Genomic DNA, 13,635 nt, shown 5'->3' with positions numbered 1-13,635 from the left:
TGAGCTTACTCCTAATAAACTAACAACTTTTAGAAGCCTATTTTTTTTTTTGATTTTTCATAGATTTTGTTGATTTGAGCTTATTTTAACAAAACAAAATCAGATAGAGTGCTAAAACTCTATCTGATTCAAAATTAATTGTTAACTAAAAATTAAGATTTTTTAATCACTTGGTGTGTGATTGGTTGTTTAGAAGATGATTGTGGTGGTTGAACTGGTTTTTGGTGAGGAGGTGTTGTTGGTTTTACACTACCAGGAGGTGGAGCTGTTGGTTTAGATTTAGTAGGAGCAGGAGCAGCTTCTTGAGTCGGGGTTGCTTGAGTTGGTTTTGTTGGTGCAGATTCTTCAGTAGCTTCTTCAGCTGCATTTGGATCAACATATCCAACACCATCTGATACTACTACCATGGTGTGTCGTACGACACGATCATATAATTTGTAACCAGACTTCATTACCTTACAAACAGTATCTGCTGGATAATTTGGATCACTAACTTTATCTGAAGCGCTCATGTATTTTTCATCAAACTTATCACCTGGTTTAATATCCATTCTGTGGATATTAACTGTACCTAGTCAGTTAACAAATGAGTTTAGTACCATCTTAAACCCACTAACATAGTTTTTAACAGCGGGATCAAGACTAGCAAATTCTAATGCAATTTCTAATTGGTCAACGATATTAATTGCTGAATCGATTGATTTTTCAATCGCATATTTCTTAGCGTTATCAATCTCTTCTTTTTTACGCTTATCTAATTCTTCGATGCGATCATTAATCTTTTGTTGAGCTTTAGATTCAACTTCTTGAATCTTAGTCTTGAAGTTTTCATTAGTTTGTTCTAGTTTACGATTTAAACTATCAATATAACTATTAATGTTATTGATTGCTGATTCAATCTTAACAAACTCATTAAACATTAATTGATTAACCGCTTTAATCTTTTGGTTTTGGCTCTTTGGGTTTTGCACAAAGTTTTTTAAATCATCAAGTGATGATTTAATTTGGATATTTTCATTAGCCAAACTAATATTACTAGCATCTTGGGTGCTGTTAGAAGCTGAAGCTTCACTAGTGAGATTGTTAACTTCACTAGATGAACTAGTTTCTTCAGTAGAAGAGTTATCCTTAACTTCTTTTTGAGCTTCAGTTTCTGGGTTCTTATGTTCTTGGTTATTCATATTTAGTATCTGGAATTAGTTATCCTTATTTCTTATTAGCTTTCTCACGGATCTTTTTGATATCATCGATCGTTCTGATATCTTTAATCGTGTTTAGAACACGATTAAATGCTAAACTTTGGTGAGTTTTTTGATCGGTTGATGAATCTAATTTATCAGATTCATTTGACTGGAAGTTTCAGTTTTGTTGTTCTTGTTGTAACTCTTGTTGGTTATACTTTAATTCTTTGATCTCACGTAGTGCTAATTTATTAAAGTGTTCAACTTGAACGTTAGGTAGTTTGGCTGCTTCTTCAAGTCCTAACGAACGATCATCACTCTTCATGATATCAGCATACACCACTTGGATGATTAATGAACCCTTATCATAATGAGTTTTAGATTCTAGATCATATCTTGCATCTAGTCCCATATCTTTAATGATCACTTGATCACCCACCTTAGTACCAGGAGGGATTCTTACATTAATTAACTTGTTGATTGTTGGTACTTTAATAATACCCCCAATTGATGCTAAGATTGGGTCTACTAATGCTTTTACGTGGATGTCATTATTCTTAATGACAAAGAAGTTAGATGGAATTACTTTAAAGATAACAGTTAGATCACCCTTTAAGTTATTTGGGAAGATATGACCAAATCCAGGGTAGTTAACTGAGATATTAAGTTGAGAAGTGATTGGTAACTTAATATCTAAAGTAATTGCTTCATTAGTATAAGATTTACCTAAACAGTTCTTACAAGGTATTCTAATCAGTTTACCATACTGATTACATACCATACATGATTCAACATTACCATCAACGTTTCTACAAGCTGGACATAGTTTATATGGTTGACTTGAAGTTAGATCAATACCAGTAGCTGAACAGTTATTACATGGGGTGTGTCTGGTGTATTTAACACGTTTGATTGCGTTGTTAAATAACAACACCTGATGAACTTCAACTTCTTTAACAACGTTAATTTCAGTTAAGCGTTCAATCTGAATCAAGTTTGGTTCTTGGTACTTGCTAGCTGGTGGTTGAGTTCCTGGATCGGTTTCACTTAACCGTTTTAATAATCTAGACTTAAAGTCACTTAAGTCGTTGATCTTATTAATAAGGTTTTTATTAGAATTATCATTACCTTCCATCTTATCACCTATTTGTCTTCTTAATAATTTAATGTTGAAATCATACATTCCCGATTCTGATGTATGCATCGGTCGAACGGGTTGTTGAAGTGGATCATAATCAACAGTTTCATATTCTTCTAGATTTTCTTCTTGTTGTTTGATTTGATCATCACTTTCGATCTCATTAACTAATTGTTGTTCAAAGCTTAGATTTGAATTAACAATAGTTGGTTCACTAATATTGATGAACTCATTATTATCATCTTTGATCTGATAATTTTGATCATCTTCAACACTAACATTATCAAGATTGTTTTCAATGATGATCTCATTGAATTGAGTTGGTTGTTCTTGTTCGTTGTTTAATAACTCTTCAATAGATAAGAAGTCGTTTTCTTCTTTAGTTTCTTTAGTAGTAGTTGGTGTTTCTTCACCAAACAGTTCAGCAAATTCAGCTGCCTTCTTTTGTTCAAGAAGTTCTTCTTCTTTTCTTAGCGCTTCAGCTACTTCTTCAATCTTAGTTTCTTCTTGTTTAACTTCTTCTTTAGTTGATTGATCACTAACTTCTTCTTCAATTAGTTCAACTATAGTTTCATCTTTTGTTGATTCAATGATAAGTTCTTCTTTAACTTCTGTTGATTCAACGTTAGATTCTTCTTTAGCTTCTTCAAGATTAGATTCTTCTTCAACGATAGCAAGTTCGACACTAGATTGTTCTTGAACTTCTTGTTCACTAGGGTTTTGTTCAACTACAGCTAGTTCAGCTTCAACTTTTTCTTCAACCTTAGCTACTTCTTCAGTAGTTTTTTCTTCTACTGCTGGTTGACTAGCTTCAGCTTCTTCAGAAATCTCTAAAGTTGCTTGATCTTGAACTAATTGTTCAAGATCTTTAGGATCTTCTTGTTTGTATCAGTCGATATCTGATTGAGTAGGTTCATCTAGTTGATATTCCTGAGCTCAATTTTCTACAGCTTTTTCTGGTAGTTTTTCTTGGTTTGTTTGAACTAGTTCAAACTTCAATTCTTCTAAGTCATCTAAGTTGATTTGAACTACATCATCTTTCTTAGATGATGATTCTTCAACTTCATTATTCTTAGTTTTAATTACAGGAGGAGGGGTAATTGTTGAACTTTCATCAATTACATTATCTTCAACTAATTCTTCAGCTGCTTGTTTTAATTCTTCTTTAATTTGATCAGCTTCTTTAGTTTCAGGTTGATCATTTGATTCAACTTCTTTAGTTTCTACTTGTTCAACTGGTTGATCTTTAGTTTCTGGAGCGTTCTCATTTGAAGCAGTTTCAGTAGTAGTTTCAGCTGGTTTGATTCTTGTTAAGAATGATAGATCATATACGTTAGTTGAACCAACTGATGCAGTTGAATTTTTTGAGAAATCAACGATCTCGGGCATATTTGATTCAACAAAAGCATCATCGATTTTATCATCTTGATCTTCTTCTTTGTTTTCTTGTGTTTCTGTTGATTCAACTGATTGATCTTCTTGGTCTACTGAAGTAGATGTTTCACTAGTTTCACTAACAGCTTCAGTAGTAGTTGCTACTTCTTCAGTAGGTTGAGCTTGCATTACTTTTAGTAATTGCTTCAAATCAAAAGATGATGAAGATGATTCAACTGAAGAAGTTGGTTTTTCTTCAACTGTTTCAGTTTTTTCTTCTGCTTCTTTTGTTTGTTCACTATCTTCTTCAGTTTTAGCTTCAACTACTGGTTCTTGTTCAGCTTCTTCTGATTTAGATTCTTCAGTTTCTTTAGCTGATTCAGACTCAGCAGATTGTTCAGATTCAGTTGACTGTTCATCTTCTTTAGTTGAAACTTCTTCAGATGCAGGTGAATCAATAACTTCAGCTTCTGGGATCACGTAATCACCAGCTGATTCTAATTCATCTTCTGCTTGAGCTTCTTCTTCTGTTTCAGTCTCAGTTGATTCTTCTTCAGATTGTGCTTCTACTTCAGTTTCTTCAACTTGTGAATCTTCTTCAGCTTCAGCTTGCGCTTCAACTTCTTCTTGATCTACGTCTCTTGTTGATACGAAGTTGTCATCATCATCAAAGTAACCTTCTCACACTCATTCGTTGTTGTCATCATAATGACCATAGTCAGGATTACCAATGAATTTAGTTCATGATAGATCTTCTTCAGATTCTTCTGTACTTTCTTCTTCAGATGATTCTTCTGCTTGTTCGTCATCCAGACCAGAAGTAAATGAAGGTTCAGAAGCTTCTTCTTCATCTAAACCTGAAGTGAATGAAGGTTCAACGTTGTTATCAAATAGTCTTTCACCATCATCAACTGATTCTGTACTAGATACTACTTCATCCTCTACATTATCATCGAATAGACGTTCTTCACTTGCTTGACTAGCAGCACCAACATCGATGATCTCAGGTTCGGTTTCAATTGTTTTTTCAGCTTCTTTTGACTTGGCTCAGAACCCACCCTTTTTGTCTTTCTTTTTCTTCTTTTTCTTGGGAGATAGTTCATCATCATCTCACCAATCACCATCAAAGCTGACATCATCAAACTCATCAGCTGCATTAATCGTTTCAAAGAACGAATCAAAAATGTCCGGATCAAAGTCTAGATCGTCTTCACGATCTAGTCCATCATGTCCGTACTTGTCATAGCGACCTCTTTTTTCAGGGTTAGATAAAACTTCATACGCTTCGTTTATCTCTCTAAAAATGCTTTCAGCATTTGGATCATCCTTGTTTGTATCGGGATGGTATTTTTTAGCCAGCTTTCTAAACGCGCGTTTTATCTCTTGCTCTTCTGCGTCCCTGTCTATTTCTAATACTTCATAATAATCGCGTTTTTCTGCCATATTCAATCAACTAAAAGATTAGTAAAATGTTTTATACACTTTCTTTATATTATAACTAATCTAAATATAAGTAGATTTTAATATTATTTAATTTAATTTTAAGATAAAATCTTTAACAAAATAATAGTACAACTCTTTGTTGATTGAATGGGGTAGGTGGGCTGCTTCATCAACGATTCTAGTTGTTAAACAGTTGGTGTATTGACTGACATACTTAATTGTTTTAGTTGGTGGAATCACGACATCATTTTCACCAAAGATTAATAAAACTGGCTTATTATTTAGAGTTTTATAAGCATTATCTAGTAAATTCTTAGATTTTAACGAGATCAGGTTTAATAACAACGGGATCTTGTCCTTGTTGGTTTTATAAATCTTTTTGATCCAACCAACTAAAGAGATCTGATCGTTGAATTCGTCTTCTTTTTTTAAAACGTCTAAAAAGGTTGATTTGCCAAAAGATTTAAACGAATCAAAGATTCGTTTCTTATCAAAGGTAAAGATGGTCGGATTTAGGGGAGCTTCTAGAATTAGTGCCTTAATCTTTTGGGGGATTAGATAGTTAACAATACTACAGATTCCTCCACCCATCGAATGTCCAATTAAGATCACATTATCTAGTTGTTTTTGATTAATAAAATCAACAACTAGATCAGCAAAATAGTCTAATTTAAGTTCTGGTTTTTCTTCTAGTTGGTTTTGCCCGTGTCCTGGCAAATCAAAAGTATAATAATTAACTAATTCATCATTTAATCTTTTAAAGATCTCAGAATGTTTATTATGAGATGAACTAAAACCATGAACAAAGATCGCATTATACTTATGCTTTTTGTTCGTTAGTTCATGCGTTAAAAGCGGATTAGTTAATCTTGGCATTATTGTTAGCTATTTAAAACATTTGCATTAACTTAATGCAAATGTTTACCAGTATGTTAGTTAGACAAAAGTCTAATTATCCGAATCAAAAACTAATTGAACTTTTTTAGTTGTTAGTTTTTTATTCGAACTACTTGATTTCTTTTGTTCTGGGTATTTTTTAGTAACACTCTTGTATTCAGCATTAAAATCGTTATCTAGTAAACCTAAACTAAAATCATCTAGTTCATCATCATAAACAACTGGTTTTTGACTTCTTTTAATAATACTTGGTTTATGAACTTTTTCTTTAGATAATCTCTTATCAGATTTAGTAATCTGAATTGGTCGTTCGAAATGTTGGTTAATTGAAGCTAGAATCTTCTTATCTTCTTCAAGAGATTGATTTAAATCAGATAGATTAAAAGTCTTGAAGATCTTTTTAGTTGAAGGATCTGATTCTTCTAGATCAGGTTCATAAATCACTTCATTTGAGAGATTTAAATAATCTCTTGTTAAACTATTAAGTTTTTGTTCTAGATAAGGATCTTTAAATGAATTATCCAATTCAAAATCTTGGTAGTGTTTTTTAGCAACTTCTCTAGTTTGTTCAGTTTTAACATTAATTAATGAATCCGAACTAGCTTTTAAAATCGCAATATCGCGTTTAAGATTAAGTATTTCTTTATCTTTATTATTAACAGCTAAGAACAACTCATTAATTCTTAATTGATTAGCATGAGTGGTTTCAGCCATCACCTTAATTTGGGATAACAATTGCGTAAAGATCTGATCTTTTTTAACTAGTTTATTTTCAAGTTGATGACTAATCTTAGTAGCAAGTTGTTTGATCTTATGATCAAACCCTTCTTGAAGTTGAATTAGTTGTTGTTTTTCAACTTCTTGTTTTTGTTCTGCTTGTTGTTTCTCGATTAATTCTTGATATTGATTAGCTTGCTCATAAGCTTGCTTGATGATGGCTTCTGCTTGTGTATTAGCTTTAGCAATAATCTCTTCTTTTTCTTTTTGAAGATTTAATTTTTCAAGATCCATCTCTTGTTTATGGGTCTTGATACTTTCTTGGATATTATTACTAATTAGTTCAATATCGATCTGTCTACGATCTAAACTTTCATTAAGTTCATCTAATTGTTTAGATCGCTCTTCTAATTGTTTTTTATATTGATCTAATTTAGAGATATTTGATAAATAATGTTCTTGAACATCTTTCATTGCTAATCGTGTTAGTTCTGACAAGTTGTTACTTGTTTCAGAACTATCATTAGCTTGAATCTTCGTATTAGTTTTTTCAATCTGTTCAAAATCAACTGGTGTTGTGGCATCAATGATCTCTTGATTAGTAATCTCTTCTAATTGATCATCATGATTAATCGTTTTTTTGGTAACTAATTCTTCTGGTAAGCTAGTTTTAGTAAACTGATTATCTTGATCATCAATTAGATCAGAATCGATCTCTTTAACGTTAGAACTATCTTCTTTAAGATCTAAATCTTCTTTTTCTAAATCATCTTCACCAAACTTAGCGTTCATCACTTCGTTTGTTGAAGGCAGTTCTCTTGAAGGTTCATCTTGAATCAACTCATCATCATCTAGTAGATCAGTTAGATCAACTTGAGGTTCTTCTACAGGTTGATCAGTTGATTCAAAACTATAATCACTATCATTTTTAGTAATTAAGTATTCGTCATCCTCATCGTCATCTTCTTGAGTGGTTTTAGTGATTATGTCAGTTTTTTCATTGGTTAATTCATCAATCTTTTTACTACTAAAACTGTGAACTGGAGCAACATCTTTCTTAGATTTAATCTCTTGTTCATCATCATGATCATTGATGTATGAACTTAAGTTCTTAGTATAAGCTTGAATTAATTCTTGATCTGAAAAATCTTGACCAACAAAGCGGGTCTTATCATTATTAATCGGTTTGTCTTTAGTTTTAGTGGTATTTGAACTTACGTATTTTGAGCGGTGGATTTCAAAGTTTAGATCATCTTCGTCTTCATCGTCATCATCATCTTGATGATCAGTTAAAACAGTATAATCGTCTTTAGTGGGCTTTTTAGTTTGTTTTACTTCTTTTTTATCCCAATTATCATAATCATTGATGACATCATCTAAGAAGTTGACATCATCATCTAAAGATGATTTCTTATCACTATTAATAGGTTCATCATCATCTAAACCAAGTTCTTTGATGATATCTAAATCAAATTCACTAAGACTACTCATTCTTGAGCGTTCGTTTGGTTGACGTTGATTAAAGTAAAACCGATTACGTTTATTATTGTTGTTATTATCCATCGCTAATATACCTTCTAACTAGAAGGGTTAATTAATATATTTTAATAAATTAAAAAGCCATTACACACAATTAAGATACTTAATGCTGCTTCATTTCTGACCTGACATGGTTCGTGTTAATTGTTGTAATGGCTAGATTATTTTAATATATCGATTATTTAAATTCACTAATTTCTTTATCTAATAGTGCTTTCTTTTTCTTATTTAGCTTTTTTTCTTTGATTCTTTTAGTCGCTTCAGAGAACTGTCTAGCTCATTGAGAATCTAAAGTATCATCTTCATCGATGTATTCAATAATCTTACCTTGGGTTGGGGTTGATTTAGGTAATTGGATTGGTTCGTTTTTTAATCCCTTAGATTGTTTATAGGTTGAATTTACTTGATCGATTGCTTTATTAAGATCGATGATCTTTTGGTTAGTTTTATCATCATCACTAGTTTGTAAAACTTTTTGTAATGATAATTGTGAAGCATTAATCTTATCTAGTTGTTCAGAGATTGATTTAGATACTGACAATAAATGATCGTTGTCATTGTATTTTTTAACTAATAAGTTATTTAATTTATCTAGATCGTTGTTTTCAGCGGTTAAGATTTCAACTTTAGCCGCTAATTCTTTCGCTTTTTCTTGTTCAATCTTAATTGCTTCATTAAGTTCGCGATTAGTATAGATTACTAAATCATACTCAGATTTAATGCGTTCAAGTTCGTTGGTGGTTAGTTTAGCAGTTTCTTCTGCTTGAAGTAGTGCATTTTTCATCACTTCAACCTTGGTTTCATTGGCAATTAGAATCTTATCAACTTCATTCTTATGTTTTTCATAAGTTTGACCAACAGTATCTTCATACTGTTTAACGCGTTCTTTTAGTTTAGATTCTAGTTGATTAAACTTAACCTTAACACCTTGTTTAATTCCGTCGTTAATTAGTTGGTTAACGATCTCAGGTTGATCTTTGATGAATTTTTTAAATTCATCGTCTTTGTGTTTAAGTTTTGATTTTAATTGGTTTAGTAAATAATCTTTTTCTTTGATCTTAGTTTTTAATTCAAAAGATAGTACTTCATAATTTCTTAAGATCTTTCTGATCTTTTCTAATTCTTCGTAATAATCTTTAGTTCTTAGTGCGATTTGGTTTTCACTAGCAAGATCTCTTTCATAAATCTCATTAATTAACTTATTATTATCGTCTTTTAATTCAGCTAGCTTTTCTTTTAACTTGTTGTAGTGAGTTGAAACTTTTTCTAGTTTTTTATCATAAAAATCTTTGATGTTATTGATCTCTTCATCAAAGATTTTTTTAGTTTCTTCTTGGTTTTTTACAAGTTCTTCTTGATGTTTTTCTTTGATCGCTTCGATCTCTTTATAGTATTTTAGTTCTAGTTCTTTTTTAGTCGCTTCGTATTCAGAAGTTGTTACAATATGATCAAAATGTTTTGATCGACCATTTTGAATAAACTCATTTTGTTCGTTTAAGAAAGCAATACGTTCTTTTTCAAGCTCTGCTTTTTGTTTTGCTAATTCAGCTTTTTCTAGTTCTAGATTGGTAAAGTCTTTATTTAGAATTAACTTATCTAATTCTCTTTGAAGTGGGGCAACTAGTTTATATCCCTTAATGAATTTATGTAAGTGTTCTAGTCATAATTCATCGCTCATATTATTGCGTTTAGCTCGTACATAGCTTCTTTTAGCGCTTTCTAGATAGTCGCGTAAATCATATTCAGAAGCTTGAGGGTGAGTAGCTAGAAAAGTGCTGATACAATACTCAGCTTTGTAATTATCAAAATCTTGAAGAATTTGTTCTTTTGAACTTTCGTCAAAACTAAAAACTTTATCAGTATTAGACATCAAAAACTAAAATTTTATATAAAATATAAATATCTAAATTATTATAGTATATTTAAAAATAAATGAATATTTATGACCTAATTGTTTTAGGGGCTGGAACTAGCGGAATTTATTGCGCTAGTTATGGTGCTATGAAGGGATTAAGTTCTCTTGTTGTTGAGATGACTGATCAAATCGGTGGTCAACCAGCACACATTTATCCCTTTAAAAAGATCTATGATTTTCCCACAGCTAATGGGGTTTTAGCAAAAGATTTTATAGATCAGTTATACCAACAACAAAAACCATACATTAACCAGGGGTTAATTAAATATTTATTTAATACGACGATTAGAGAGCAAAACTATTTATCTGATGAACTACTTTTTGAAGTAAAGTTGTCAAACAATGAAGTAGTTAAAGCCAAAAAGATTGTTCTAGCCACTGGTAATGGTGGGTTTGAACCAATTAAATTAAAAGAGGAATTAATTCAAGATCAGGATCTTGATCGTATTCACTATCAAATCAAAGATCTAAAACAATATGAAAACAAAGATCTGTGTTTTTTAGGTGGGGGTGATAGTGCTGTTGAATTGATTCATCAAGTGTCTGATTTAAAGATTGCTAAATCTTTATCAATCATTCACCGTAAAGAAAAATACCGTGCTTCACAAGCTTTAGTTGATCTAATCAATAAAAAACCAATTAACCAATATTTAGATCAAACGATCGAACTAATCAAAGATAATCAGATTAGTTTTAAACACAATCAAACTGGTGAATTAACTAAATTAAACTTTGATTATCTAATCGTTCAATATGGTTTAAAACCTTTAAAATCACTTGATTGTTTTAATCATCTTGAACAAGATATGAATAACAATTTTGTGATCAATCATCACCACCAAACATCAGATAAAAATATCTATGCAATTGGGTTAGCTAGTAATTTTAGCAAACGTCCTAATCTGATCATCTCAGGAATGTATGAAGCTACAGTAGCAATCAAACATATCAATGACACTATCAATCCTTATGTAAGAGCTACTGACTACTTACTTAAAGAATAATAAGGTTTAGTTTACTAAATTAATGATCTAACGATCATAACAATAACAATTAATTAAGGAGGTTTATGTTTAATAAAATAAGAGTTTATAGTGAAATTGGAAGACTAAGAAAGGTATTAGTTCACACCCCAGATAAAGAACTAGATTATGTAACTCCTCAAAGATTGGATGAACTATTGTTTAGTTCTTTACTAAATCCAGTTAAGGCTAGACAAGAACATGAAGCATTTATTAAGTTATTAGAAGATCAAGGTGTAGAATGTGTGCAGTTGTCAGATTTAACAGCGCAAACTTTTGAAGCGTCATCTAATGAAATAAAAGAAGAATTCATTAACCGTTGGTTAGATGAATGTATTCCCATTTTATCTGAAATTAACCGCCCTAAAGTTTATAGTTATCTAAAAACTTTATCAACCAACCCACAAGAGATGATTCGCAAAATGATGTCGGGGATTTTGGCTAAGGAAGTTGATATAGAATCTGAAATCGAATTAATTGCTGATCCAATGCCAAATCTGTATTTTACTAGAGATCCATTTGCTAGTATTGGTAAAGGCATAACTTTACATTCAATGTTTCATCCGACTAGAAAACGTGAAACAATCTTTGCAGATTTTATCTTCTCACACCACCCAGAATATAAAAACACCCCTAAATATTATTCACGAAATGATGAATACAGTATTGAAGGTGGAGATCTATTCGTTTATGATGATAAAACCTTAGTAATTGGAGTATCAGAACGAACTGAGAAAAAAGCAATTGATTCATTAGCACAAAAACTAAAAGCTAATGATGAAACTAGCTTTGAAAAGATCTATGCAATCAATGTTCCTAAGATGAGTAACTTAATGCATCTAGATACTTGATTAACAATGCTAGATTATGATAAGTTCTTATACTCACCTAATATGATGGGAGTATTAAAGATCTGAGAGATTGATTTAACCAATGAAACTTTGTTATGAAAAGAGTTAAATCAATCTTTAGAAGAATTCTTATCAATGGTAATTAGTAAACAAGCAACTGTAATACCAGTTGCTGGTGAAGATTCAACTCAGATTGAGATTGATATTGAAACCAACTTTGATGCTACTAACTTTTTAGTAATCCAACCAGGTGTGGTGGTCGGATATGATCGTAATTACAAAACCAACCAAGCACTAAAAGATGCTGGTATAAAGGTCTTAAGTTGAAATGGTGACCAATTATCATTAGGAATGGGTAGTGCTAGATGTATGAGTATGCCATTATATCGAGATCCGATTGAGAAATAGTAATAGTTTAATTAAAAGATATTCATTAAAAAAAGATGAACTTAAATAAGAGTTCATCTTTTTTATATTTTGAAAAATCTTCAAGATCAATTAATATCAAGAACAATTGAAAATTTAATTAATAATTAAATTTATTTCTATCTTTTAAGTTAAAAAGACATAGCTTTAACGGAGGAGATAATGAAGAAATTAACTACAAGTGATAAAAACAAACTTCATGGTGGGTTTGCTAACGCTTTAGCTACTGGAACAATTATTGGTCAGATGTTTCTAGGATCAATTAGCAAAACAGCTGTTACGATCAGTAATATCGTTAACGATATTAAAAACCAACCAGATCCAAATGGCTATTTCGTTGAAGTGTCTAATCAACCACCAGCAAAACCTGTTTATTCAAGTTTTGCAAGCACAAGAGCGCGTTATTCGTTTTTAAGCCCTTATGCTTCTGCAATTTATGCAGGATTTTAATAATTAATTATGCCAAGAAAAGCATCATCAACTACTAGTAGTAAGAAAACTACTACAAGAAAAAGATCAGTCAAAACAACTAGTGAAGAACTTTCTGGTGTTGTGCCTTTAGCTAGTGAAGCTAAGGTTACAACAAGTATAACAGCTAAGAAAACAAGAACTAGAAAAGTTAAAACTGATCCTGATCTTAATTCAAGTACCTTGAATCAAATACTTGGTGGAATGGATGATGAATTAGGTTTTGGTTTATCAGGTTTTGCAGCAACTGGTGGAAATGTAGAAGAATTAAAATCAGCTGCAGCTGAAGTTAAATCGTCTAGAAGTAAAAAAACTAAAAGTCCTAAATTATCTACTAGCTTATGAAAACTAGGAATTGCTAGTAGTGTAGCAGGAGACTCCATCTCATCAGCAATCGAAGATTTCTATAACATTTATAAACAAAATACTGCAAAATCACCTACAGGGTATGCTGATGCAGTTGATAACTCAATCTTTGGTCAATATCAAAACAAAGATGGTGGATATAAGTATTTAAACAACTGAACTAATATCTATAAAAATTACAACGAACCTGATACCAAAATACCAACTTTAGAAATTCATAACAAGTATTTAAAACTCTTTGATAATTAACTAAACAGATCGTTTTTATTTTTCTCAATACGTATTTTTTTAAGTGTTT

The 13,635-nt window shown here is 31.3% G+C and carries 9 protein-coding genes and 1 other RNA gene; 4 read left to right on the top strand and 6 right to left on the bottom strand.

What is annotated here, in order from left to right; genetic code table 4:
- Positions 1-152: 152 nt before the first annotated feature.
- The 6 genes from grpE to H3143_RS01585 form a co-directional block, all read right to left on the bottom strand.
- Positions 153-1,181, bottom strand: coding sequence for a nucleotide exchange factor GrpE (gene grpE / locus H3143_RS01615; RefSeq protein WP_228444816.1), 1,029 nt, complete (start codon positions 1,179-1,181; stop codon positions 153-155).
- A 25-nt stretch (positions 1,182-1,206) separates the two neighbouring features.
- Entirely contained in the window at positions 1,207-5,136 is a 3,930-nt protein-coding gene (gene topJ, locus H3143_RS03545) for a terminal organelle assembly protein TopJ (protein WP_323368754.1), read from the bottom strand.
- An 87-nt stretch (positions 5,137-5,223) separates the two neighbouring features.
- Positions 5,224-6,012 carry an alpha/beta fold hydrolase gene (locus tag H3143_RS01600; protein ID WP_182079077.1) on the bottom strand — a complete coding sequence of 263 codons (789 nt, stop codon included), beginning with the start codon at positions 6,010-6,012 and terminating at the stop codon, positions 5,224-5,226.
- 72 nt (positions 6,013-6,084) lie between these two features.
- Complete coding sequence (locus H3143_RS01595; RefSeq protein ID WP_228444815.1) at positions 6,085-8,313, bottom strand: hypothetical protein; 2,229 nt, start codon at positions 8,311-8,313, stop codon at positions 6,085-6,087.
- A 44-nt stretch (positions 8,314-8,357) separates the two neighbouring features.
- Positions 8,358-8,453: signal recognition particle sRNA small type (gene ffs / locus H3143_RS01590), an RNA gene on the bottom strand.
- Positions 8,454-8,467: 14 nt separating this feature from the next.
- Positions 8,468-10,159, bottom strand: coding sequence for a V-type ATP synthase subunit I domain-containing protein (locus H3143_RS01585; RefSeq protein WP_228444814.1), 1,692 nt, complete (start codon positions 10,157-10,159; stop codon positions 8,468-8,470).
- A 62-nt stretch (positions 10,160-10,221) separates the two neighbouring features.
- On the opposite strand from H3143_RS01585, the gene H3143_RS01580 reads away from it, so the two are divergent.
- The 4 genes from H3143_RS01580 (at position 10,222) to H3143_RS01565 (ending at position 13,586) form a co-directional block, all read left to right on the top strand.
- Positions 10,222-11,208 (top strand): NAD(P)/FAD-dependent oxidoreductase, encoded by a 987-nt coding sequence (locus H3143_RS01580; RefSeq protein ID WP_182079075.1) that lies wholly within the window; start codon positions 10,222-10,224, stop codon positions 11,206-11,208.
- Between the two features lie 65 nt (positions 11,209-11,273).
- A complete protein-coding gene (locus tag H3143_RS01575) occupies positions 11,274-12,485 on the top strand; it encodes an arginine deiminase (RefSeq protein ID WP_182079074.1) in 1,212 nt (403 codons plus the stop codon).
- Between the two features lie 180 nt (positions 12,486-12,665).
- Positions 12,666-12,953, top strand: a complete 288-nt coding sequence (locus H3143_RS01570; RefSeq protein ID WP_182079073.1) for a hypothetical protein — start codon at positions 12,666-12,668, stop codon at positions 12,951-12,953.
- 9 nt (positions 12,954-12,962) lie between these two features.
- Entirely contained in the window at positions 12,963-13,586 is a 624-nt protein-coding gene (locus H3143_RS01565) for a hypothetical protein (RefSeq protein ID WP_182079072.1), read from the top strand.
- Positions 13,587-13,635: the final 49 nt, after the last annotated feature.

The organism is Mycoplasma tullyi (assembly GCF_014068355.1).
GTDB classification, from domain to species: domain Bacteria; phylum Bacillota_I; class Bacilli_A; order Mycoplasmatales; family Mycoplasmoidaceae; genus Mycoplasmoides; species Mycoplasmoides tullyi.
This window is presented reverse-complemented; position numbering and strand designations above follow the sequence as displayed.